Below are 26,583 nucleotides of genomic sequence, written 5' to 3'. Positions count from 1 at the left end.
GTGCCGCCCAGACGCACGACGCCGGCGGCCGCGTCGGTGGCGGTCAGGCTGAGCGTGCCGGCGTCACTGCCAGGGGCGGAGAGGTCGATCACCGATCCCGCCGTCTGGGTGATGTTACCGTGGGTGCTTTCCAGCACCACATCGCCGCCCCAACTATATTTGGTCACGTCGAAGAACGGGATCGTCCGGCCCGACAGGTCCAGTAGGGCCCGATCGCCCAGCAGGATGTTGCCCGACGCGGTCATTTCGAGCCGGCCGCTGGGGAGCGCCAGCGCCGTGTCGAAGGCGATGTCGTGGCCCGCGAACAGGCGCATCTGCGCGCCGAGCGCCGACGCGCCGAGCGCCGGCGCCGTAGCCCCCGCGGGCGCGGTGACCGTGAGCGTGTCGCCAGCGCGCAGGTCGAGGCTGGAGCCGGCAGCGCCGGTCAAGAGCGGCGTCACCAGCGTGAGAGCGCCGCCGGTGCCGGCATAGCTGTCGGGCTTGAAGCTGGCGTCGGGGCTGGGCCCTTGCGCAAAGACCGACAGGCTCCCCATGCCGTTGCCAAGGATGCGTTCGCTGCCGTTCAGGTCGACGTCGGCAAAGCCCAGCATCAGGCGGTCGAAGCGCACCATGCCGTCGGGCTGCGGGTGCGAATCCTGCGGGTAGCCGAACACGATCTCGCGCGCATTGACGGTAAAACGGCCCTGGCCCGAACCCGGCCCGCCGGCGATGGTGGCGCCCGGTACGGCGCTCACGAACGCGTAGGTGCCATTGGGCTGGCGCACATGGCTGCGGGTGCCGTTCCAGACCAAACGGTCCACGTTCAGGCTGGCGGTATCGCCGGCAGCGCCGTAGCCGTAAATGGCCGGACTGTTGAGCACCAGCGTGCCCACGCCGATGTCCATCGACGCCGCCCCGTAGAAGTTGACCGATTTGGCCGCCGACAGCACCAGTTCCTGCATGGCCGGCACGCCGGCGGCAGGCTGGCCGCCGAGCAGCCGGTCGAGCAAGCCCTGGTCAAGGCTCAGGCCGGCGGGCAGGATGCCGGCGCGCGCTGCATCGGCCAGCGTCTGCCGGCCCCCGATGTTGAGCGACGAGACCGCCAGGTTCAGGCGCGCGGCGCCGATGTCGGGCGTGCCCGTAAACGCGAGCTCGTTGGCCGCCCAGATGCCGACCGTGCCTTCCGAGCGGAGGACCGCGCCGTCGCCGATCGACACCTTGCCCGTGCCGACCGCAGCCGGTGCGGTTAGCATCACCCGTCCATTGGACGCCGTGACGATCGATACTTTCGATGACTCGTAATCCGCGAGGCCCAGCGCATAGCCGGTCGCCGCGAAATCGAGCACATGTGTGCCCCGGCCGATCGTATCGATCCCGGCGCCGGAGGCGATCGTGATCGTCGGCGCGCCGAGCGTCACTTGTGCGCCGCGCAGGATCGCACCGGGTTCGAGCGTGATGGCGCCGGTGTTGATGTATTCGTTGCCAATGCCGAACGAGAGGTTGGTGCTGTTGAAGAGATAGGGCGCGCCGCCGATATAGAGATTGGGCGCGCCAAACGCGTTGATATCCGCCGCCGCCACCGGCGTGACCGTGGCGCTGCGCTCGGTCGTGCTGTCCGGGCTGCCGATCGAGAGCAGTTGCGCCCGGTTGGGTAGCACCAGGGTGGCGCCCCAGCCATTTTGGCCGGACGCCATGTCGGCGATGCCTTCAAAACGGAGCGCCGGGACTTTGGTGGTGCTGGTCGCCGACAGCGCGCTCAGATTGATGGTGAGGAACTTGCCGTCGCGCGGCAGCAGCGGCTGCAGCGTGCCGAACGTCGCGGACTGGGCGAGCTGGAAGGCCTCATAGCCCTGTTCGTTATACTGCGCATAGCTGCGCGTCGCGGCGCCCGGGGTGACAATGAACTGTGTCGGCAGCACGTCGCGGATTGCGGTGTTGGCAACCCCTTGCGTCCCCGCCAGCAGCCACGACCCGTTTGGCAGCGCGGTAGCGACCGGGGCGGCAATCGTTGTCGAGGCGCCAATTTCGATACGGAAGGCACCCGGCAGCAGCGCATAGTTGGCCGGCAGCAGCGTATAGGTGCCGGCGGGCAGGCCAGGTACGCCGGCATCGATCGTCACCTGCTGGCCGACCTCGGGCACGTCGCCGTTCCATTGGGCGGCGGAACCGCCGGCGGGCGGCGCGATGGCGGTGCCCGGCACGATCGCATAGACCTTACCCGCGGCGCTGTAGCCATTGGCGGGGTTGGCGTTGGCCAGCGACGTGGTCAATATGTCGACCGAGCCGCCGCGGCCGGAAATGAACGCCGCACCCAGCAATGTGCCGCCCCCGGAAAGATCGAGGCGCGATCCTGCTTCGCCGATCACCTGCGTGCCGTTCAGCGTGATGCCGATGACAGGCGCGTCATCAAAGATCTTGTTGGTCTTGCCGGAGATCAGGTTGGGCGTGATGGGTGCCACGCCATTCACCGTGTAGGATGTGCCGTCGACCGTACCGCCATAGGGCATGACCAGCCCTGCGCCGCTCACCGAGGTGATGCTGCCGGACAGCAGTTCGGTCACGGTGTTCAATGTCGCCGTGCCCGCCTGCCCGAGCGTGATCGAGCCGAACGGCGCGCGCAGCACGCCGCCCTGGCGCACGGTCGGCGCGGTGAGCGTAATTCCGCCGAAGGCCGAATAGGGAAGCGGCGGGAGCGTCTCGCCGACCCGTTCGATCGACAGCAGTTCGCTCGCGGATACGTTCACCACCGCGTTGCTGGCGGGATAGACTTGTGCGGCGGCCAGCGTGAGCGTGGCGGGGACCGTCAGGCTGGTGGTCGGCAAACCCGCATCCGGAACATCGCTGCTCGCCAGGAAGCGCAGATCGGAGGAGCTCGCGAGCCGGACATCACCGAACGCCAGCGCCATTTTATTGCGCACATCGAGCAAGCCGGCCGTGGCGGTGAAGCTGCCGCCGGTCACGCCGGTGAGGGAGGTCGGCAACGACGACGCGACCGTATTGTAGATAGGCGGGACGACGGTGGTGTGCCCGTCGAGGAACACATAAGGCGCGTCCAGGCGGACATTGCCGCCAGCCACCGTATCGTAGATGCCGCCCCGGCTCAGCGTGATGCTGCGTCCGGCGGAGAGCGTTACATCCCCCTCGAAGGCGATGGCGTCACGCCCCCACAGTGACACATTGTCGAAGCCACCGGCCGCAATCAGGCGCGCGCTGATCGCGCCCTTGCCGAGTGCCTGGACCTGATCGATCTGGCCGGTGCCGATGTCGGTCGGCAGCGCGCCGGGCACCGCGTCCTGGCCGATATGCAGCACCCGGCCTGTCAGCAGACGGCGGGGCGCCGGATTGCCGGGCGTGTCGGCAAAATAAGGCGATTCCAGCACAACCTCGAGGCGTCCGCCGCTGGCGCCGGCGCCGCCGGCCGCGGCCCGCAACTGGCCTTCGGCGATGATACCGTCATAGGAACGCAGGCTGATCGTGCCGCCGTCGCTGGCGGCGTTCAGGCCGCCGCTGCCGACACGATCGATCGCGGCGCTTGCCCCCGAAGCGTCGAGCAGTGCGCCCGGACGGATGACGATGAATGCGTCCGCGGCATTGGCAAGATAGACCGAACCTTCCTTGCCGGGGATGCGGCCGAAGTTGATCGAGCCGCCGTCAGCCACGACGCCGTAGCGGCGACCCAGCACGTCCTGCGCCGCGTAGGCGCGCGCGGCGACGTCGAGCACGGCGCGCTCGCCGATCCACATCGAGGTGACGCCAGGGCCGTTGCCGCGAACCACGGCAGGGGACAGCCGATCCGGGACGAACAGATAGGTGTCGAGCAGCGAGATGGCGCCGCCCGGGGCGGTGATGGCACCGTCCACCGTGATCTGGCGACCGCTCGCCAGCGTGACGCTGTGACCGGGATCGACCGTGATCGACGCGCCGAGACCAACGTCCACGCGCGCGGACGACGACAGGATGAGGTCGGCGCCGGGGCGCTGAACCAGTTGGGAAGTGGTCGGGTTTTCCTGATAGACCGGCGCAAGATACCGCTCAACGCTCGCCTGTGGATCCGCGCCGGTGGCGACGCCGTAGCTGGCAGCGGTCAGCCGCAGGACGGGCATGTTGGCCTCGATGGCGGCATCATTGCCGAGGAACAGGCCAGCATCGCCATGGATGCTGTAGCTGGAAAAGCCCTTGGCCAGCGTCTCGAAGACCAGGTGCCGGGTGTCGAACGACTGGAACGCGATCGGCACGGCCAGCCGGCTGTTCTGCCGCAGCATGTCGCCGGCCTGGAAGGTGACATCGACCGGCGCCGCGCTGCCCTGCAGGTAGGTGGTGTTGACAATGCCCAGGTCGAGAATGCCGTTGCTGACCGTAACCTTGCCGGCAAACATGCTGATCGGATCGACCAGCTTGCTTCCCTTAGGGATGGTGCCACCCCCATAAAGGATGATGCGGTCGTACGATCCGGACGGTGTCAGATAATAGTAGCTGCCGAAGTTGGTATCGACAAAGCCATAGGGCTGCACGACCAGGTCGGCGGTCAGCACCAGTGGTTTGGCGGCGCTGGCTGTGATCTGGAGATCGCTGGCCAGCACGCCTTGCGGTACTTCGTTGCGGACACCGATGACAGCGTCAGCCGGCAGCGGCGCACCGGCCGGCCAGACGACGTCCTTGGTCAGCTTCACGTCGACCGGCAGGATAGCCCCGGCCTCCATCGATGTACCCAGGTCGAACGCCGCGTCGTTGATCGCCACAACGCCGCCATGCCCGAGCGACAAGCGCCCGCCGCGGCTGAAGCCATAGGAGGCAAGCTCGCCCCCGAGCGTCAGGGCGCCGCCGCTGCCGCCGCCGGCGTAACCGGCCGGGTTGTAGCCGGCCAGCAGCGCGATGTCGCCGCCCTTGCCGCCCCGGAACGTGCCGTTGACGAGAAACGCACCACCGGCCGAGGCGTCGATGCTGGCGCCCTTGGCCAGCGTGACGTCGCCGGTGGAGCGCAGCGCGACGGCGCCGCCGTCGATCCAGGCCAGGCGCGACAGGTCGGCCGCGGGATCCAGTTGCGCGTTGGTCCACAGGCCACGGGTATCGATATGCGCACCGGGAGCGACGGCGATCGATGCGCCGCCCTTGGCATCGCGATACGTGGTGATGCCGTCACTGGCGACGTTGGTGGCCGTGACCGAGCCCGAGCGCGCCGTCACGTCGGCGGCGATGTTGATATCGGGCGCCAGGATGCGCAGGCCACCGCCATTGGCCAGGGTAAGCGGTGCGTCGATGGTGACGGCACCCTTGGCATCGAGGACCAATCCGCCGAGACCGAACGACGAAAGGCGGGCCGCATCGAGATGCGTGGCGCCGACGAGTTGGGGGTCGACGGCGTCTGCCAGACCCGGATGGCTGGAGACGCCGCTGCCGACCGTGATCGAGGTGGTCACCGGTGTGTCGATGAAGCCGGTGCCGCTGGGCGTGTAGCCGGCCACCGCCAGCGTGCCAGCGAGCGCCGCCGTGGTCTGCCCCAGCTTGTAGCCATCGGTCGCGCCGGCCGGGCGCGCCTGGCTTTGCCGCGGGCCGTTGTACACGGTCGCCTCGATATCCCCCTCAAGCACCACCGTCGGCGCGCTCACCTGCAGCCGGCCCGCGTCACGCCCAACAGTGTAGCCATTCTCCAGCACGCGCTGCGGCGCAATCAGGGGACTGTAGTAGTACTCCGTGACGTTCTTGCCCCAGCGCACGTGCTCGTCCTCAAAACCCTTGTACACGCCAGCGAACACCATGTCCGCCGGCGCCTTGTCCACCGTGTACAGCCGCCCGTCTGCCCCCTTGAGCCAGCTCCGGTTGAGGTAGCCGGTGGTCACGTTCAGGCTGCCGCCCGAGAGGTTGATCGACGAGCCAACCTGGGTGACGACTTCCTGCCCGCCCAGGGCGATGGTGCCGCCCTGGGCCGCCCATGCGCCGATACCGCGCCCCTGGTTACCCAGGTAGCCCCCGACTTCCAGCCAGCCGCCGGCCGTGTAGTAGCGGTCGCGTTCGTAGCCCCCGGTACCCGCGGGCACATAGATCAGCCGCCGGCGGTCGATCCACACGTTGGCATTGAGCAGGTTTCCGCTGTCGCGGTTGCCCGGCGCATCGCGCTGCTCGTTGCCCTGGACGTTGATCTTGAGGTTGTTACTCTCCATCGCCAGGGGCACGCCCACGGCGCCGGACACGTCCAGCCGGGCCCGGTTGGCCACGAAGCTGCGCTGCGCCGCGCTCACGGCAATCTGGCCTCCGGTGGCCAGGGTGAGGCTGTCAGCATCGAAGACGGCGTCGCCGCCCGTGACGATCTCGATGCGGGATTGATCGCGCCGGTCCGACAGCCGCGACAGGTTGTCGAACAGCGCGGACGCGGCGCCCGCGCGCAGCAGATCCTGCGCGGCCGAATCCTGGATCAGCGCGTCGCGCTGGCTGTCCAGCGCCGTGGTCTTGCCGTCATCGTCGATCAGGACCGCCGTCACCGCTCCCTGACCCAGCGCCACCCTGCCCTGCTTATCGGCGGCCGAGTTCAGCAGGTGGATCGTGCCGCGCGTGTTGACCGTCGTCGTCGCCACCGCCACGCCCAGCTGCTGCACGTCGCGCCCGGCCAGCGTCACGTCGCCTTCGCTCGCCATGATCAGCCCGCTGTTGACCACCTTGCCCGCGCTGCCGCCCGCCACGAACTGCGGCGCGATCTCGTTGCCGCGCGTGCTCGACGTGGTATTGCCGTCGGTGCCCACCCCGCGCCGGATCACGAAGCTGTCGCCTGCCGCCAGCGCCGTCTGCCCGCGCGGCGTGGCGATCGTCCCCGCGTTGCTGACCTCGCCGCCGAGCAACAGCACGTAGCCGCCGCCCTGCGTGACCGTGGCCGGCGAGCGCGTGGCGATCTGCGCGCCGGCCTGCACGTCCACCTTGCCCAGGGCATCGGTGAAGCCTGGCGCCGTGCCATTGAGCCCATAGATGCCGTTGCTCGTGAATTGACTGTCGCTGATGCGCGCCGCCGCCGCGACCAGGTTGCGCGTGTCGACCTGGCTGGTGCCGCTGAAGATCACGCCATTGCGGTTGACGATCATCACCGTGCCGTCGCCCCGGATCTTCCCCTGGATCTGGCTCGGCCTCGCCTGCGGGTCGTTCACCCGGTTTAGCGCTGCCCAGTCCGCCTGCTGGTGGAAATCCACCATGGTGCTGCGGCCGACGTTGAAGGTCTCCCAGTTCAGCACAGCCTTGTCGGCGGTCTGCTGGATGGCCACCGTCGTCTTGCCATCGGCTACCGTCTGCTCGGGTGCGTTGGCGTTGATCCAGCCTCGCGTGAGGCTGTTGGTATCGACCTTCAGCCCGCCCTCGGTCAAGCCATCGGGCACCGAAGCATTCGCGCTAGCCGCCGCGGCACGGGCGCTGGCCTGCGCGGCCTGCATCGCCGCGACGCTCTGCGCGGCCGTCCCAAGGTTGGCGATCGAGCGCTGCAACTCGGCGCTGGCCTGCTGTTGCTGCGCCGACGGGTTCGTCAGCGCCGACACCGGCATGCCGTTGGGTAGCCGCCCGGTCGATTGCGCCGCGCTCTGCGTCGCACCCTTCGCCGCAAACCACGCACCGCTGAAGGCCCGCTGAGCATGGGCGCTGCCCATCACGCCACCGGCAACCAGCGTCAAGGCGATGGCCTGCGCGATAGGGGCGAACCTGAAGCTCCGTTCCTCAAGTATGGATGTCCGGCTGTTGCCGCTGCGCCCGCGTGTGTTCATGTGAAGTTCCCAGCCGATGGTTGAATCGATGCAATCGGCTGCCCGTCCCGCTCGCCGGCCAGCCACATTCATGGAGTCCTGTTCATCGCAGGCGACTCGCGCCCGCGACAAATACCCCGTTGTGGCTAGGACGAATGGCGGCCCTCAATTCGTGCAATATTTTTTTGGGATCCATGTTTCAGGGGATGGTCGAGCCCGCTGCGCGCCGTCTAACGCGCGCGGCGAAGCAGACAACGTGCATGGCACGCCGTCCATTCGAAACGCTCCACATCGAGAAACCTGGTTCAGCTCAGGACGGTCAGGCCACCGGGGAGCGAGCGGGCATTGAGGCCGAAGACGTGCTGGAGTTGCAGCAGCGCCAGGTCCAGCGACGCGATGCCAAAGCGCCCGCTCACCTCCTTGTTGCGTACGGAGGCGTTCATCAACAGCACCCGACCGGGTCGATAGCGGTTGATCTCTTCAAGCGCGTCGGCCAGCCTGGCCTGGTTGAACACCAATTCGCCTCTGCGCCAGGCCGACACGTCCGCCGGCTCGATGGTGGCCGCGCCGCTGACCGAACTGGCGTTATAGATCACCTGCTGGCCGGCTCGCAGTGTCCGGCTGCCCGCAGGGTGCTCCAGTTGTACCGCACCGGCAATGCACGTCACGCAGACCTTGCCGTCCAGGTACCTGACCTCGAACTGTCCGGACTCGGCCAGGCTGCGGCCTTCGCCGGCAATGACCGCAAAGGGGAAGCCGTCTCCCTGCAGGTCGATGGCAGCCTCCCCGGTAATCAGGCCCAAACCGACAGTCTGGCCGCCGGCCAGCTGCCTGCGCACGCTGGTCCGCGTGTTCAGCGTGACATTGACATGATCGACCAGCGCGAGCGTGCGCTGTTCGCCGGTGGCGGTCCGGTAGTCGGCCTCCCATTCGTCGGGCGCAGGCCACAGCCCGAGCGGCGGATGCACCACCGCCACGCCAGCGACGGCGGCCGCACCCACCAACGCGCCCAGGAATGCCCGGCGGCCCGGATGCCGCGCACGCTGCGGGCGTGGTTGGAAGAAGGCGGCGACTTCCGGATTGGTTCGCAGCAACGCGCCGGCTGGTTGTCTGAACGCATCCCATCGGTGCTTGGCCTCGTTATAGGCTGCCTGGTGCGCGGGGCTGCTGCGCACCCAATTCCGGAAGCCCTGGGCATCCTGCGCATCGGCATCGCCCGAGGTGAGCAGGCGCAGCCAGTCCCAAGCCTGCATTTCAAGTTCGTCAGGCGAGACCGCGCGATTGTCAGCGAGAGTCGGTGTCTTCATAGTGTCATGCCGCGCGGCCAGGCCAATCGGTGCAAATCAGGGACGGCAGCCCGTTGCATATGTGATCGTCCTGGTTGCTCATAAGAGCTATGACGAATGGCGGCACCCCAAACCTGCATTTTATTCTTTCTCCGCTGCGATGTAGGCATTCAGCGTCTCATGGGCGCGCTTCAATTCGGACGCGACCGTGCGGAGCGAGACTCCCAGGCGCTTGGCGGCTTCTTTCTGCGTCACATCTTCCCAGTGCACCATCACGACGACCAGCCGGCGGCGCTCGGGCATGCGATCCATGATTTTCATGAGCACCTCCAGGTCGGAGCGCGTCTCAGCCGTCTGCTCCGGGCCGGGGGCCGGGTCGACCATTTCATTGAGCAGCGTATCGATATCGTTGCCCGACAGCACGCGCCGTCGCCGGCGCTGGGCGTCCACCGCGATGTTATGGGCCATGCGTACCAAATAAGCGCCCGGACTCTGGAACGGGCCCTGATCGTGCTTCCCCTTCAACCGCAGCCAGGTGTCATGCAGCGCGTCGCTGGCCATGTCGTCACTGCCCAGCATCCGTGTCAGGCGCAGCTTGAGATTGGCGTAGCGTTTGGTCAGGTAGTCCAGCAGAACCGGCTGGGTATCTTCGGCCATGGCTAGGGAGCCCCCTTTCCGTTGTCCTGAATGCAGGGCGGCGTACCATTCGACCTGGCATGGGGAGCAGCCGGCAGGACCATCATGGTCAAGGCCTGCTCCATCACCGCCTCCGGTGGAGGCATTTCGATTTGTACGCGCTGTAAGGTTCTCAGTATCGCAGCATCGCGGCCGGCATCGCCGGTTGAGCCGAGCAGTCGCGCACTATGGATGCGGCCCGCTGCATCCACCCGGAAGCGCAACACGGCACTATAGCGGCCCGGCACGGCACGCGGATCGGCGCAGAGGGCTTGCACGATGCGCGCTTGGACCTCTCCGGCGTAGCCATCGGCGCTGAACAGATCGGCCATGCCAACGCGCGGGACGGCGGGCTTCGTGCCGGACTCCTTCAGCAGGAAGGTCTGGCCCAGCTCCGTGTCGAGTTTCTCGGCGACGAGGCCAGTGCCTTCCAGGAGGATCCTCAACGCGGCCTCGGCGGTATAACGCCCCCGGACGTCCGACGAGACGCGGCCAACGACCATGTCGCTGGCAAACAAAGCCGGCCGATTGGCTACGGCGGCATACCGGTTGAGCGCCGCGGCCAGCGGCTGCGCAGGAATATCGAAGTCGCGAAGGTGCCCGTTCGTCCCCGCCTCGGGGGCCACAGGCCGCCCGCCCGACGATGCAAAGGTGGTGCTGTCAGCAGCGCGCAGCCCTTGTCCGACGCTGTCCGGTGGAAATGTGCCGGCAGCACTCCCGTCCACTGAACCTGGCAACTGCGCGCGCACCGATCCCATCGCAGTCAGGAAACCCAAGAAAATCAGGCATCCCGCCAGCGCAAGCACACTGAGCGGTGCCGGGTTGTCTATCATGTTTCCGTGCTGCGATCGTCGAAGGAGTGAAATGCCGGAGCGGATCAAGGCGCTCAACAAATGGGTAAGAACGTACATGCCATAGGTTACATGCACGTGACATTGCAACATGGCCCGTCATCGAGCATGGCGAAGGGACCGCTGGCGAGTTGTACTGGTGCCAGAAGCACTCCGGCGATGCTTGGGTCGGGGCACGCCAGGCTGGCACAAGTCTCCCAGTGAAGAACGAGCGGCACCACGCTGTCTGATCGCGCGGCATGGTCCGCCAGGCCCATCGCGAAGAATCTTCGATCGAAGTGCATGAAGCGAAGGAAGACGACGGCGATATGCCGGCCGTCGTGCACGAACTGTCTGGCGCTCAGCGTGTTGAAGCCCACTTCGTTCAGCAGCGTCGAGCCGGTACACCACCCTGCCGAGGGGTAGTGAAGTACTTCCAACGGAGAAAGCGCCACCCATTTCCCTCAAGCGGTTGAAGCGCCGCTTGCCCACTGGGCCAAAAACTCCGCAATCTTTTCTTCGATGTGGCTCTCGACGGTCTGCAATCGGAGCAAGGGGATCTCGCTTTTTCTCAGGATGCTGTCTTTCAATGCATCCCGCTCGGCCTGCCGCGCCGTGCCATGATACCCACCATCGACCTCGATCACGCCCAGCGGCGTTTTCCCCACCTTGAAATACAGCACAAAATCGCAACTGGCACGGTTTCTCATGAAATCCCGCTCCCGCGACGTCAATGCCTCGTTTCACAAACTCATTGAACTTCGTGCGGTAATTTTCCGAATCGAATGCTTCCTGATGCGGGACATGCTGATGAAGATGGTGTTTGAGATATGCCATCGACCCGGCGGCGAGATCATCCAGCAATGCCTTGAAGTTGCCACGCTCCAACGTTTCCCGATAAGCTGCCAATGCCGATCCCTTATCCCGCAGCGCATTCTCGTAATAGTGAAGCTGCAAGGCGTAGATCACGGATTTTCGCTTTTCCCAATCATCGAAGGGCTTCGTACGCAGGATCTTGAAATTGAGCAACAGATCGATCCGGTCCTTGAGCCTGATGCGATTCGCGGCAAGATAGGCCAAATAAGCCATCAGGTCCGAGGATTTTCGTGGGGACAGCCTGTACTTCTCCAGAGGGACTGGCGCCACCACCATGTTTTCGCGCTGCCATTGCAGCAGATAGCGCTGCTCTATGGTCAATTCATCGATCTCGGCCTGTAGCCGCGCCACCGCGTCCTGGATATGAAGATGCTGCTTCAGCTTCTGCAGAACGGCTTGAATATGATCCATGGCGGGCGCAGGCGCCGGGGTTTCCGAGGGCACGGCCGGTACGTCTTTGAAGAAGTCCGTTCGATTCTGCTCACTGCCCAGCTTGGCGACCACATAGTCCAGTCCAACCTTGCCTAGTTTTTCATAAACGTTTCCCACGGCAGCATTGTTATTGGACAGGATAGCGACGGTGTTTCCCCGCAACACGATATTGGCGATGATGTTCAATATCGTTTGCGTCTTCCCCGTACCAGGGGGCCCTTCGATCAGACTGATTTGCGAGATGAAGGCCTGCTCCACCGCCATGAGCTGGCTTTCGTTGACGCCGAAAGGGTAAATAAGACTTCCCGGCCGCTCCCGCGGTCGGTTCTGTCCTGAGCAGTAAGCGTGCAGCGCGGTGTCCTCGTGAGGAAGCACCCTCTCCAGTTGACGCAGCACATTCTTGGAAATGGGCTTGTCCTGCTGACTCGCCCGCTCTTCCCGGGCTTTTGCCACGACGCCGAAGTAGCGGAATATCGCCCCGTCCTTGATCGTCGTCTCCGGGCAGAACGCAATACGATCCGCGTTCATTACGTAAACTTTTTGCTTTCCGCGATACTGAACGACGGCATACTTCCCGCCATAGATCACCGCCCTGTCGACGGCACTGAATACTGCGCCTCCTTTTTTTGACAGGAGCTTTCCTTGCACCACCTCGGTAGGTTCAATTTTGCAATTGCTGAGCGGACTGTCGTAAGACTTGCCGGAGGGAAAACGGCAAGTCAGCATCAACTCCCCCTGTTGAGAGTCCCACCATATCTTCCAGTCGCTGATTTGCCTGGTTTTATCTTTACCGTTCACACAGATGGAAACCATATGCCCCTTATGCAAGAGTTACTCCAAGCATAAAAACATCAAGTGTTTTCCATTCTAAACGCCACCCAGCCCAAAAGACCCGCCGGCATGTACATCCCCGCCTGCCAAGGCGGGCTAAATGTGAAGCTTCAGCAGAGTATATCGATGGTTCATCCGAACCGGGTTTGAGAAACTGGAGTACGCGAGTGGCCGGGCGCTTCCTGGCCCGGGGAGAGGCCCGCCTGGCCAGCACTGCCTCACGGCCGAATCGTTGCTCATCGGCTAACACGCCCGGCAACGCCCTGGCTTATCGTGGAACGGCGACGGCGGCACTTGACCCAAGCCCGCATCGCTCAAGCATTGGGTGTATCCAAAAGCACAAACGGCAAGGCCAAAGCGCCGGAGCCCGAAGCAAACCCGGAGGAAAAATTTTCTATTAAATCAATGATTTATGAAATCCAACCATCACTTGCCTTGCGTAGCAAGGCATCGTAAATCATTGATTAATATGGGGGATTTTTCACCCCTCACTCCCACTCGATCGTCAATAGGAACAAAAATCTCTTTTCAGGACAACAACTTACGATCCGTCGCGGTCCCATGATACCGTCAGCGGTACCGCAAAAATCACCCTGCTTTGCGGCACTCGTCCAACCTTGGCTCATCTCGGCTCACGACGTCCCACGCACACAACAACCCCTTCGAACAGCAGAACGACCACGCCAGTAGGGGCAGTTCGTGATCCTCAAGCGCATTGAACGCCACCTATTTTTACCAAGTAGGTCGTTCAAAAACTGTGGCGTGACGGTATCAGCGACAGCTTTTTACCACATTGCGCTGATACCGTCAGCGATACCGTCGTCGGGTGTTCCGGCTAGACGCGATAGCTTGGTCTGGGCGCCAGCATGGCGCCGTTTCGGCTCAGTCGCAGTCATTCTGCGTTCGGAGGTGTTGCGCCGCTGCACGCAATCGTCGCAGTTCTTCGCGCGCAGCCTCACGCATCGCCGCGCGGTCGGGTCGGTCGACCTCCCGGAACATCTGATCCAACCAGGGCCCCCGGTGTCAAAGGTTTCCACCGCAAAATCCAGCCAGCTGGCATAGCCCTACGGTGAGGGCAATCGATCTGCAGCACCCACGTGCGACTGGTTCGACATCTCAAGCATAGCAACAGCGCCTGGCTGTCGGTCCACATTAGGCGCCTCAGTGTCCAGCCATAAAACTCTACAACCTCTTGAATTGTCGAGTTTTGTGGGATTTTGCTGGGAGGATGTCCAAGTGCTTTGGAGATAGCTTTCAGAGCCGCCGGCCAGGTTGGCGGCAGCGAAAGAATGGGTGCAAATGGGTTAAATAATGAGCAAAACCCCAGCGGCATTGGAAAATGGGTGTAAATGGATGTACTATTGGCGCCAATGATCCGATCCCATGCCGTCCAGATAACCCCCGAAATCCTGAGCCTCATCGCCGGTGTCGATGAATTCAAGGGCGCTTGGCGCGCGCTCGGCACCCTGGCGCCGGACCGGCTCTCGGCATTGCGCCGGGTCGCCACCATAGAAAGCATTGGCTCGTCCACCCGCATCGAGGGCAGCAAGCTGTCGGACCGCGAGGTCGAGCGCCTGCTGTCCAACCTGCAGATCAAGTCGTTCACGACACGCGACGAGCAGGAGGTGGCCGGCTACGCCGAGGTCATGGAACTGGTGTTCTCGTCCTGGCCAGATATTACGCTGACTGAGAACCACATCAAACAACTGCACCGTGACCTGCTGACCTACAGCGAGAAGGACGCCTGGCATCGGGGCAACTACAAGACACCCACGAATAGCGTGGTCGCCTTCGACGAGGATGGCAAGCAGTTGGGTGTGGTGTTCGAAACCGCGACGCCCTTCGACACGCCACGCCTGATGACCGAGTTGGTCACCTGGTTCAACGAGGAGCGCGCCACCGCGCGATTTCATTCCCTGCTGCTCATCGGCATCTGGGTCGTGGTCTTTCTGGAAATCCACCCCTTCCAGGACGGCAACGGACGCCTGAGTCGAGTGTTGACCACCTTGCTATTGCTGCAAGCTGGCTACGCTTACGTGCCCTACAGCTCACTCGAAAGTGTGATCGAACTGAGCAAGGAGGCGTACTACCTCGCACTACGGCAGACACAAGGGACGATCCGGACCGAGTCTCCGAACTGGCAACCCTGGCTCGTCTTCTTCCTGCGTGCGTTGGCGGAACAGGTCCGTCGACTCAATCGCAAGGTTGAGCGCGAGAAATTGGTGCTTGCAGCACTGCCCGAGCTGTCGTTGCAGATCGTGGAGTTCGCGCGGGAGCATGGGCGTATCACGATGGGGGACGCGATGCGGCTGACTGGTGGCAATCGCAACACGCTCAAGCAGCACTTTCGGGCACTGGTGGAGCGTGGGCATCTTGGGCAGCACGGGGCTGGTCGAGGTGTCTGGTATGAGTTCGCGTCGTCATATGACGTATCCCCCAATGGCCGCCAAGACAAACAAGGGGGCAAATGATGGACAACGTTTTCAGTTTCAGGGACCGGCTGATCGGGGAATACGGCAGTTTCTCCCGCAGCTTCACCCGCATCGCAGCTGAAGACATCCGGCGCGTGGTGGAGCAGGAATACGCGGCTGGCCGCTACTGGCCCGAACCGCTGATTCAGATCAACCCCAACTATCAACGCAAAGGCACGATACAAGCCTTGGCGGATGAACAGGTTGTCCACAAGGCATGTGCCGAAATCTTCCAGGTAGGCAAAGCGGAGGGGCATGCGCAGCCGCTCCATCTATATGCCCATCAGTTGCAGGCTCTGGCCAAAGGGCAGGCACGGCAAAGTTATGTCGTCACTACGGGCACCGGCTCCGGCAAATCGCTGTCTTTCTTCATCCCCATCATCGACCGGATTCTGAAGGCCCGGGAAACAGACGACAAAGCGCGCACACGGGCCATCGTTATCTATCCGATGAACGCCCTGGCCAACAGTCAGTTGGAAGAGCTGGACAAGTTCCTGCATGGATACGCGCCGGAGCAGCGCCCATTCACAGTGAAGCGCTACACCGGGCAGGAGTCAGAAGCCGATCGCACTGCCATTGCAGACAACCCACCGGACATCCTGCTCACCAACTTCATGATGCTGGAGTACATCCTCACGCGCTTTGACGATGTAGATCGGCGCGTGGTGGACCACTGCGAGGGCCTCGAGTTTCTGGTGCTGGATGAGTTGCATACCTACCGCGGCCGCCAGGGCTCGGATGTGGCACTGCTGGTGCGCCGGCTGCGCGAGCGCCTGAAAGCCAATCAACTGGTGTGCATTGGCACCTCAGCCACCATGTCCAACTCGGGCACGCAGGCAGATCGCAACCGTACTGTGGCCGAGGTAGCTGGCAAACTGTTTGGCGCGCACATCACAGAGCACGATGTCATCGGTGAAACGCTGGAGCGCGTCACCAATCCTCTCAAGGACGTGGAAGCCATTCGTGCAGAACTCCCTGCCGCCATCACGCGGGCCGAAGACAGCTGGGCGGACTTTGCTGCATTCCAAGCCGACCCCTTAGCCATCTGGGTCGAGTTGAACCTGGGCATCGAGCTGCCCGACAACGAGCCTCCCCGCCGCGCCAAACCGATGAGGTTGCAAGACGCCAGCGAGAAGCTGGCCGCCGACGCAGGGTGTGAGGCCTCCGTTGCACGCATCGCCTTGCAACGCTTTCTGCTCACTGCGCATGAGGTACGCACGCCCCAGGGCCGCCCGCCCTTCGCCTTCAAGCTACATCAGTTCATCAGCGGCCCGGGCAAGGTACTAACCACACTGGAGGCACCAGGCAAACGCCACCTCACGCTGGATGCTCAACGCTTCGCCCCGGGCAGGCAAGACGAGGGCGTCTTTCTCTATCCCGTCCACTTCTGTCGAGACTGTGGACAGGAATACCTCCCGGTCTGGCAATCAAAGCAACGCCCGTCCAGTTTCATCCCGCGCGAAATTGACGACGTCAGTGCAGAGGAAAGCGAGGACGTGTCCTACGGCTTCCTGTGCCCGATCATGCCCGGCCAGCAATATGGTGGCGTCATCGAAGACCTTCCTGAAAGCTGGCTGGACTTCAGTCGCGACAACGTCAAGGTCAAGCAGCCCTACAAGAACTCCGTGCCTTACCACGTGGCCGTCGATGTTCAGGGCCGTGACGGCGCAGGCGAAGCCTTCTGGTTCATTCCGAGTAAGTTCCGCTTCTGCTTGAATTGCGGCGTCTCCCATGAAGCACGCGGCAAAGACGCAAACCGCCTGTCCAGTCTGTCTGGCGAGGGCCGTTCATCGGCCACCACCATGATCGCGCTCAGCGCGCTTCAGCAACTCTTTGAATTGTCCGAACCTACTCAGGGTCAACCAGATCCGCGCAAGCTGCTCGGCTTCACAGACAACCGTCAGGACGCCGCACTACAGGCTGGCCACTTCAATGACTTCATCTTTTTGCTGACCTTGCGCGCAGGCCTGATCGGCGCCTTGCAAGATCACGGTGGCCTACTGAATGAAGAACAACTGGCCGAAGCCGTGTTCAAAGCGTTGGGCTTCAACAGGGTGGACGAAATCACACTCGTTGAATACCTGCGCACCCCAAAGCTCATGGGCTTGGCACGACAAGAAGCCCAGCGCACCCTGCGCTTCATCATCGCCTACAGGCTACTACGCGACCTGCGTCGCGGCTGGCGTTTCAACAACCCGAACCTGGACCAACTAGACCTGTTGGCCATCCGCTACCGCAGCCTGGACGACTTCTGCGCCGACGCCAGCGCTTTTGCGAAGGACAAAGTCCTGAGCCAGCTGAGCGTTGCGCATCGCGCCCTCCTGTGCGAACTGCTGTTCGACGCCTTGCGGCGCAACCTTTGTCTGGAAACGCGCTATCTCGATCCTGTCGAGCAAGACAAGGCGCGCACCAGTGCTCACACCTACCTGAACGAACGCTGGGCATTCGCTCCGGACGAGAAACTGGAGACTGGCCGCTACCTCATCTTAGGTAAACGCCCCGAATACAAAGGCAAACCTCGCGCCGACCTCGTCACCGGAGGTCCTCGCTCCCGCCTGCTGCGGCAGGTCAAGACCGCATCACTCTGGCAGGACCCCGCTTGTGCCACCTTGGTCGCTAACTGGAAGGACGCCGACTGGACCGAGTTGATTGAGGCCCTGCTGAAGGCTGCCAACCAATATGGCTATGTTCAAAAGCACTCCGTCGACCATCAACTGGTGGGCTGGCGTCTCAACGCTGCGGCGCTCGACTGGTGTCTGACAGCTGAACAAGCACTCGGTGAAGACACCCGCATCAACCAATTCTTCCGTGCGCTCTACCTGAGCATCGCGGATCTGATGCGCATCCCGTCCCATCCCTTGTTTGAATTCGAAGCCCAGGAGCACACAGCGCAGATTGATGCGCCACGCCGACAACTGCTCGAGCAACGCTTTCGCTACACCGACAAGGACCGCAAGGACTGGGCCACCAACCCCGTGCATGAAGCGCCTTTGGAGCGCCTGCCGGTAATGTTCTGCTCTCCCACCATGGAGCTGGGCGTAGATATCTCCGCACTCAACACCGTCTACCTGCGCAACGTACCACCTACACCTGCCAACTACGCCCAGCGCAGTGGCCGGGCGGGGCGTTCCGGCCAACAGGCACTGGTTATTACCTACTGTGCAGCACTCAGCCCGCATGACCAATGGTTCTTCCATCATGCCAACGAGATGGTGCACGGTGTGGTGCGCCCCCCCACGCTCGATCTGGCCAACCGCGACCTGATCGAAAGCCACCTGCAGGCCGTCTGGCTGGCCAGTACTCAGATCGCACTGGATGCCAGCATCGCGCCCATGCTGGACCTGGACCAGCCCGGCAAGCCATTGAAGAAAAACTACCACGAAACTTTCAATGCCCCCGCTGTACAGCAGCGCGCCCAGGCCAGCGCGCAGCGCGTGGTGGCTCAGTTGCAAGCCGAACTGGACAGCAGCCACTGGTTCTCGCCCGACTACGTGAACCAGGTCATCCAGCGCGCGCCGGACCAATTCTCCAACGCGCTGGAACGTTGGCGCGTGTTGTTCGATGCCACGCGTCAGCAGATGGACATGGCGGACCAGATCGTCAAGAGCCACACCGCTTCGCACGGCGAACGCCAGAACGCGCAAAGACGTTATGGCGACGCCGCGCGCCAATATGCCGTACTGCTCAAAACCGGCAATGGCCAGAACACCGATTTCTATTCCTACCGGTACCTGGCCAGCCAAGGTTTTCTGCCAGGCTACAACTTCCCGCGCCTGCCACTCATGGCCTGGATTCCTGCACGCGGCGGTGCTACCGCCAACGGCAAGGATGAAGATGGCAGCATGGTCAGCCGCCCGCGCTTTCTGGCTCTTTCGGAATTCGGACCACGCAGCCTCATCTACCACCAAGGCCGCATGTACCGCGTGGTGCGCGCCAAGCTCAACGTCGGCAATGCTGATCACATTTCCAGCAACAGCCTGTTGTCCACGATTACCTCCCTGGTGTGCAGCCAATGCGGCTATGGCCACCTAGGGGAGCCCGGCGAGCAACCCCTGGTCAACCGCTGCGAGAACTGCGATGCCTTGCTCACCGAGCACGACTGGGTGCGCGAGCTCTACCGTATTGAAACCGTCGAGACGGTGCCGGTCGAGCGCATCTCCGTCAACGACGAGGACCGCCAGCGCCAGGGTTTCGAACTTCAGACCACCTATCGTTTCCTGCCCGGTCCAGATGGTGTGATCCCACGCCAGAAGGCGGACGTCAGGTTGGACGACGACATCCTGGGCGAAATCACCTACGCTCCCGCCGCCCGCATCTGGCGCATCAACCGCGGCTGGCGGCGGCGCAAGAACAAGGAACAACTGGGCTTCTACATCAATCCCATCACCGGTACCTGGAGCAAGCAGGATGCCCCTGATGCCGCGGACGATGCGAGCAATGACGACGCCTTGCTGGACAAGGTGCCCAACCAGCGCATCGTTCCCTTCGTGGAGGACCACCGCAACCTGCTTATCCTAGCGCCGGTGCAGCCCTTGTCGTTGGAGGCTATGGCCACCCTGCAGGCCGCGCTCAAACGCGGCATCGAGATGACCTTCCAGATCGAAGAATCCGAGCTGGTGGCCGAACCCCTTCCCAGGACCGACGAACGGCGCGCGCTCCTTTTCTATGAAGCTGCAGAGGGCGGCGCTGGTGTGCTGACGCGGCTCGCCCATGATCCAGACAGCCTGGCCCATGTCGCCAGCAATGCCCTGCGGCTACTCCACTACCGCACGCCGCAGGGGCCGTGGAAACTGGACGAACTGCCCGCTTTGGAACTCACTGACCTTTTGGGCAACCACATCTGCGAAGCCGGCTGCTACCAATGCCTGCTGTCCTACTTCAACCAGCCGGACCACGAGCACATCAACCGCCGCAACCCGGACGTGCTCAAGCTGCTGGTGGCCCTAGCCAATGCCCAGGTGCATCTCAAACGCACAGCGTCCGAAGCACCGGCCACTGTGCCGGCTGGCGAGCCGCTCGCGGCGTGGCTGGCAGCGCTCACCCAAGCCGGCCTGCGCCAACCCGATGCCGTGAACGTTCCGGTCAACCAGGGTACTGCCATCGCTGCTGCCCAATACAAGGCAGCACGTACCCTGGTTTTCTTGACCCCAGTGGACGCCACCACCACTGCCCTGCTGCACGACAAGGGCTGGCGACTGCTCGACTTTTCCGACCCCGATCACTGGCTCGGGATGTTCGCAGCTCATGCTGACGTGTTGAGCGCCGCAGAGTGAATCCTATGACCGTCCTCGAACACGACTTTCTCCCCGGCAACTTGGTGCGCGCCCGCGGGCGCGAATGGGTGGTGCAAAGCGACTCGCGCCGCGACTGGCTGCGCCTGCGCCCACTTGGCGGCGCCGATGACGACACGATCGCCCTCATCCCTGAGCTGGAGCTGCAACCCGTCGAGCCCGCCACCTTTACCTGGCCCGACCCTGCCCGCGCGGGCAATCAAGCCGCCGCCATGCTGCTGCGCGACGCGCTACGCCTGAAGTTGCGCGCCGGTGCCGGCCCCTTCCGCTCCTTCGGCAACATCGCCGTGGAGCCGCGTGGCTACCAGCTTGTGCCGTTGCTGATGGCATTGCGCCTGTCAACCGTGCGCCTGCTGATCGCCGACGACGTCGGCATCGGCAAGACTATCGAAGCCGGCCTCATCGCCCGCGAGCTGATGGACCGTGGCGAAATCGCCCGATTCGCAGTGCTGTGCCCGCCGCACTTGGTGGACCAGTGGCAAGACGAATTGGAAACCCGCTTCAACCTGCAGGCCGTAGCACTCACCTCTGCCTCAGCCGCCCGCGTCGAGCGCGAGCTGCCGAACGGCGTAGGCCTGTTCGATCACCACCCGGTCGTCGTGGTCAGCCTGGACTACATCAAGAGCGAGCGCCACCGAGAGCATTTCCTGGCCATCGCGCCGGAATGCATCGTCGTGGACGAAGCCCATACCTGCGCCAGCAGCGGCGCCGGCAAGCAATTGCGCTTCGAATTGTTGCAACGACTGACGCAAGACGAGCGTCGCCACCTTATCCTGCTCACCGCCACCCCGCACTCGGGCGATGAGACTGCGTTCTACAACCTGCTCTCGCTGCTGGACCCGCGCTTTGGCGCCCTACAAGGCCGCATGTCCGCCAGCGACCCGCTGCGCCAGGAACTGGCCCGCCACTTTGTACAGCGCCGCCGCAAGGATATTTCCGAATGGCAGGCCGAAACGCAGGACGGCCGTGGCTTCCCCCGCCGCATGAAAACCGAAGTCACCTACCAGCTCAGCGGCAACTGGGGCGCCTTCTTCGACGCCGTGCAGGACTACTGCCGAGAGCTGGCCGAAACCATCGAACAACAAGGCCCGGGCAGCGCCCGCCTGATCTGGTATGCCACGCTTGCCCTGCTACGCTGCGTTGCTTCGTCGCCCGCGGCTGCGGTCAAAGCCCTTACCACTCGGTTGGAAGGCAGCCTGCTTGATGAGGACGCGCTGCGCGATGACCGCCTGCATGACGGCGAAGCCGACGATCTCGTTGGCAGCGACTTAGAGCCCCCCGCACAGTTGCAAGACGCCGGCCAACTGCAGACCCTGATCACCGACGCGCAGCGCCTGTCAGGCAAGGCTGGAGACCCCAAGCTGGCCGTGCTCATCCAACACCTCGGCCCTCTGCTCAAAGACGGCTACCACCCTGTCGTGTTCTGCCGCTACATAACCACCGCCCACTACGTAGCCGAACACATCAAAGCGGCCTTTCCCCAGGCCACGGTGGAAGCGGTCACCGGCGAGCTCACGCCCGAGGAACGGCGCGAGCGCGTCGAAGACATGGCCGATGGCGACAGCCGCATCTTGGTCGCCACCGACTGCCTCTCGGAAGGTGTCAACCTGCAGCACCTGTTTACTGCCGTCGTTCACTACGACCTGGCCTGGAATCCCACCCGCCACGAACAGCGTGAAGGCCGCGTGGACCGCTTCGGCCAGCAAGCCGACGAAGTCCGCTGCACCATGCTCTACGGGCAGGACAACCCGGTCGATGGCTTTGTGCTCAACGTCATCCTACGCAAGGGCGAGGCCATTCAGAAAGAGTTGGGTGTGCTGGTGCCGCTGCCCGAGGACGAAGCCCGCATCAACCAAGCGCTGGTCAAGGCCGCGCTGATGCGGCGTGAGCGCGTGGCCATTCCCTACACGCCGGACATGTTCGCCGAGGCCAACGTTGAACTGCAGCCGTTGCAAGCTCGGTGGCAAGACGCCTTGGAAAAGGCCAAGGCCAATCGCACGGTGTTCAGGCAGGGCCGTATCAAACCAGAGGAAGTACTGCCCGAATGGCACAAGCAGCAAGAAGCCCTGGGTACCCAAGCCGATGTGCAGCGCTTCCTGCAAAGCGCTTGCGTGCGACTGGGCTCACCGCTGGAACCCGCCCGCAAGCAGCGACACCGCTTTTTGCCACAGCACCTGCCCGAACCCTTAAAACTGCGCCTGGCCGATGAAGGCATCACCGCGCCGCTGCTCATCGACTTCGACGAACTGCACCGCAGCCACCCACTGGTGGGCCTGCTGGCCGAACACCTGCTGGAAGACAGTCTATCGGGCGACCGCCCGCTTGCCGCCCGCTGCGCCGCCACCCTCACCGACGGCGTGCAGGCCGTCACCACCGTCTACCTGCTGCGCCTGCGCCACCAGCTCGGCTACGTGCGCCGCCGTGAGCCCTTCCAGATGATGGCCGAGGAAACCGTTGCGCTGGCCGTGCAAGGCCGCAGCCAACCGCAATGGCTCAGCGACGACTCGGTGGTGCGTCTGCTTGAATGCACGCCCAGCGGCAACCTGCCACCCGATGCGGTACAGCGCGAACTATGCGCCGCGCTCGACTTCCTGGCCGCCCACCCGCAGCAGCTGCAAGCCTTGGCCGAGCAGCGTGCACAGACCCTTCTGGCTGACCACCAGCGGGTGCGCGAAGCCGCCCGCGACGTGGGCCACTACCACGTCAGGCCCTGCCTGCCGGTAGACGTGATGGGCGTGTACGTGCTGCTGCCAGATTCGCTGTGAGCTACCGCCAGAGACCCAAACAATGAAGAAAGTCCGCAAAGCACAGGCTGCGCTCAACCTGCCGACACTCACCCTCGAAGGCGGCCTATTCCTGCCCGACCAACTCGACAAAGCCGCCCAAGGCCGAGCGAGCGGTCAAACCGAGGCCGACTACGGTACACCAAAAGGTGTCAAGCTCAAGGACGAATACAGCCGGGCCTTCCAGATCGCCTGCGCCCAGTGGAAGCACTTCGCGGCCCAGCTCGAACGCACTGACGTGGATGCTGCCGCGCTCACCACCGCCTTCGTGCACGAGCTGCTGCGCGACGCCTTGGGCTATACCATGTTGAAGGCCGCCGAGCCGTTCAGCGTGGGCGAACGCCGCTACCCGGTGACCTTCATCGCCCCTGGCCTGCCGGTGCTGGTGGCCCCCCACACCTTGGGCCTGGACGACGCCGACCCGCGGTTTGCCGTGATTGGCAGCGGAAGTCGCAAGAAGTCGGCCTTCCAGGCCATGCAGGAGCTGCTCAACACAAGCCCGGGGCACCAGTGGGGTATTGTCAGCAACGGCAGGCAACTGCGCTTGTTGCGCGACGCCGCCACACTCACCCGCCCCAGTTTTCTGGAAGTGGACCTGGCCGACCTGCTCGGCGGTGAGCGCTACGCCGAATTCGCCAACGTCTGGCGCCTGCTGCATGCCAGCCGCGCCCCGCAATCCGTCCAGACGAGCGCGCCCGGCCCGAGCCTCTGCATGTGGGAGCTCTGGCGCGAAGCGGGCCAGGAAGAAGGCACCCGCGTGCGCGAGGGCTTGCGCGAAGGGGTCACCCAGGCCTTGATGATCTTGGGCGGAGGTTTCCTGCAACACCCGGCCAACGATGCGCTACGTACCGCGCTGCACGATGGCACGCTGAGCCAGGACGCCTACTTCCAGCAACTGCTGCGCCTCATCTACCGCCTGATCTTCGTCTTCAGCGTGGAAGAGCGCGGGCTGCTGCATGCGCAGGACGATAGCCCTGCCGCCGTGGCCGCACGCCGCGCCTATGCCGAGGGCTATGCCTTGGCCCACCTGCGCGAGCGCTGCCTCAAGCGCCGCGCCCGCACCCGTTTTGACGACCACTGGCAGGCCATCCGCATCGTGTTCCGCGGCTTAGCCGAAGGCGAGCCGCGCCTGGCGCTGCCCGCGCTCGGCGGCCTGTTCGCGGCCAGCCAGTGCCCTGCGCTGGATGCGGCCGGCCTGGCCAACGCCCACCTGCTCGCCGCCATGCAACAGTTGCGCTGGGCCAACACCGGGCAGGGCCGAGCCAGCACCTTCGCCCCGGTGGACTACCGCAACATGGGCCCGGAAGAACTGGGCAGCGTGTATGAGAGCCTGCTGGAACTGGTGCCCAGCATCGACCTGCCGGCACGCACTTTCGGCTTCGTGGGCCTCACCTCCGAAGGCAGCACAGCCGGCAACGCTCGCAAGCTCACCGGCAGTTATTACACGCCCGATGCACTGGTACAGGAGCTCATCAAGTCCGCGCTGGACCCGGTCATCGAACAGCGCCTGGCCGCCCACCCGTCCAACCCCATTGACGCCCTGCTCACCATCCGCGTCATCGACCCCGCCTGCGGCAGCGGCCACTTCCTGCTGGCTGCGGCACGCCGGCTAGCGGAGAAACTGACACAACTGCGCGCCGTGCAGAGCGGCCAGGAAGGCGCCGTCAAGCCGCAAGACTACCGCCACGCCCTGCGAGAGGTGGTGGCCCGCTGCATCTTCGGCGTGGACCGCAACCCTATGGCCATTGAACTGGCCCGCACGGCGCTGTGGCTGGAGGGCTTCGAGGAAGGCCGTCCCCTGGGTTTTCTGGATCACCACCTGCAGGTAGGCGACGCGCTGCTGGGTCTCATCGATTTGAACGCCTTGGAACTCGGCATCGCCAAGGATGCGTTCAAACCGCTTTCTGGCGACGACAAGGAGACATGCAAACAGCTCGCCAAAGCCAACGCCGCCGCCCTCAAGGATCTGGAAAAGAAGCGCGCCGCCCAAGCCTTCGGCCAGCTCGATGTGACCCACCAGAGGGACAGCGGCCTCGCCGCCCTGCAAGCCCTCGAAGCCCTGCCCGAGAACACCACCGACGAAATCGCCGCCAAGGAAACTGTCTACCGAGCTTTCCTGCAACAAGCGCAAACTGGCCGGCTGGCCCAGGCCGCCGACCTGCTGCTGGGCGCCTACCTGCTGCCCAAGACGGACGGTGCGCAAGACAACGTGCCGACCACCGCCACGCTCTACCTCACGCTGCAAGGCACCGCCTTGCCCTCCGACCAGCGGGGCGCCCTCGCCGCCGCGCAAGCTGCCTGCCGACAGGCATGCGTGCTGCACTGGCCGCTGGCCTTTCCGCAGGTGTTCTCCTCGGGAGGGTTTGATTGCGTGCTGGGCAATCCGCCGTGGGAGCGCATCAAGCTGCAGGAAGAAGAATTCTTCGCCACTCGCCACCGCGACGTGGCGCAGGCTAGGAACAAGGCCGAGCGCGCCCAACGCATCCAATGGCTCAGCGAAGGCATGCTGGCCCGCCATCTGTTTCCTGAACTCGACCACCCACCGCACGAATGCGAGGCGGAGCAGCGTCTGTACAGTGAATTCATCTCATCCCGCCGCACTGCGGAAGCAGCAAGCCTGTTCGCCCACGTGAAAGGCAATGACGGCGGCCGCTACCCTCTCACCGGCGTGGGCGACGTGAACACCTATGCGCTGTTTGCCGAAACCATTAACCAGATCACCCACGCCAACGGCCGTGCTGGCTTCATCGTGCCCACCGGCATTGCGACTGACGATAGCACTAAGGCATATTTTTCAGACCTCATAGGGCGGCAACGGCTGGTGAACATTCGTTCATTCGAGAACGAGGAGTTCGTTTTCCCTGCCGTGCATCATGCTTTCCGTTTCTGCTTGCTGACTTTGGGTGTGGCAGACCAAGCGGACTTCGTGTTCTTCGCTCGACAACCGGCACACATTCATGATGAGCGGCGCCGCTTTCGATTGACCGCCGATGAGTTCGAACGGCTTAACCCCAACACGCTCACCTGCCCTGTGTTCCGTAGTGAGCGAGATGCCGAATTCACGAAGAAGGTTCATCGTGCCGCGCCTGTGCTGGTGGATGAAAGTCGGCCAGATGGCAACCCCTGGGGCATCAGCTTCATGGCGATGATGCACATGTCGGGTGACAGCCATCTGTTCGCAGACGCACCGGGACAAAGCAAGCTGCCTTTGTATGAGGCGAAGATGCTCCACCAGTTCGACCACCGCTGGGCCACCTACAGCGCGGATGGCGACAGCCGTGACCTGAACTCCGCAGAGAAGGCAGATTCGACCTATACAGTGACCCCCCGCTACTGGGTCAACCAGGCCGAAGTGGACCAGCGCCTCTGCGACAAAGGCTGGACCAGACGGTGGCTGATGGGCTGGCGCGACATCAC

Annotated in this window: 10 protein-coding genes; 5 read left to right on the top strand and 5 right to left on the bottom strand. The window is 63.8% G+C overall.

Features of this window, described 5'->3' with window-relative positions:
* From P3W85_RS36970 to P3W85_RS36950, 5 genes are all read right to left on the bottom strand, one after another.
* On the bottom strand, nucleotides 1-7,712 hold a 7,712-nt coding region (locus P3W85_RS36970; RefSeq protein WP_276268439.1), incomplete at its 3' end, for a filamentous hemagglutinin N-terminal domain-containing protein.
* A 284-nt stretch (nucleotides 7,713-7,996) separates the two neighbouring features.
* Nucleotides 7,997-8,998, bottom strand: coding sequence for a FecR family protein (locus P3W85_RS36965; protein ID WP_276268438.1), 1,002 nt, complete (start codon nucleotides 8,996-8,998; stop codon nucleotides 7,997-7,999).
* Between the two features lie 120 nt (nucleotides 8,999-9,118).
* A complete protein-coding gene (locus P3W85_RS36960; protein ID WP_276268437.1) occupies nucleotides 9,119-9,634 on the bottom strand; it encodes an RNA polymerase sigma factor in 516 nt (171 codons plus the stop codon).
* A 2-nt stretch (nucleotides 9,635-9,636) separates the two neighbouring features.
* Nucleotides 9,637-10,563: a TonB family protein gene (locus P3W85_RS36955; RefSeq protein ID WP_035812676.1), complete on the bottom strand. Its 927-nt coding sequence runs from the start codon at nucleotides 10,561-10,563 to the stop codon at nucleotides 9,637-9,639.
* Between the two features lie 39 nt (nucleotides 10,564-10,602).
* Nucleotides 10,603-12,603 (bottom strand): AAA domain-containing protein, encoded by a 2,001-nt coding sequence (locus P3W85_RS36950; RefSeq protein WP_276268436.1) that lies wholly within the window; start codon nucleotides 12,601-12,603, stop codon nucleotides 10,603-10,605.
* Between the two features lie 312 nt (nucleotides 12,604-12,915).
* Here P3W85_RS36950 and P3W85_RS45715 point away from each other — a divergent pair, with 312 nt between their 5' ends.
* The 5 genes from P3W85_RS45715 to P3W85_RS36925 all read left to right on the top strand — a co-directional run.
* Nucleotides 12,916-13,077: a hypothetical protein gene (locus tag P3W85_RS45715; RefSeq protein WP_430869693.1), complete on the top strand. Its 162-nt coding sequence runs from the start codon at nucleotides 12,916-12,918 to the stop codon at nucleotides 13,075-13,077.
* Nucleotides 13,078-13,970: 893 nt separating this feature from the next.
* The gene (locus P3W85_RS36940) at nucleotides 13,971-15,092 is read left to right on the top strand and encodes a Fic family protein (RefSeq protein WP_276268435.1); all 1,122 of its coding nucleotides are present in this window, start codon (nucleotides 13,971-13,973) and stop codon (nucleotides 15,090-15,092) included.
* Nucleotides 15,089-20,365 (top strand): DEAD/DEAH box helicase, encoded by a 5,277-nt coding sequence (locus P3W85_RS36935; protein WP_276268434.1) that lies wholly within the window; start codon nucleotides 15,089-15,091, stop codon nucleotides 20,363-20,365. The genes P3W85_RS36940 and P3W85_RS36935 overlap by 4 nt, the downstream gene beginning before the upstream one ends.
* 5 nt (nucleotides 20,366-20,370) lie before the next feature.
* Nucleotides 20,371-23,148: a helicase-related protein gene (locus P3W85_RS36930; RefSeq protein WP_276268433.1), complete on the top strand. Its 2,778-nt coding sequence runs from the start codon at nucleotides 20,371-20,373 to the stop codon at nucleotides 23,146-23,148.
* Nucleotides 23,149-23,566: 418 nt separating this feature from the next.
* Nucleotides 23,567-26,583 (top strand): Eco57I restriction-modification methylase domain-containing protein (locus P3W85_RS36925; protein ID WP_276268432.1); only part of this gene is annotated, 3,017 nt, incomplete at its 3' end.

Source organism: Cupriavidus basilensis (assembly GCF_029335485.1).
GTDB classification, from domain to species: Bacteria; Pseudomonadota; Gammaproteobacteria; order Burkholderiales; family Burkholderiaceae; genus Cupriavidus; species Cupriavidus basilensis_E.
Note: the sequence above shows the minus strand (reverse complement) of the source record. Positions and strands in the feature narration are given on the sequence as shown.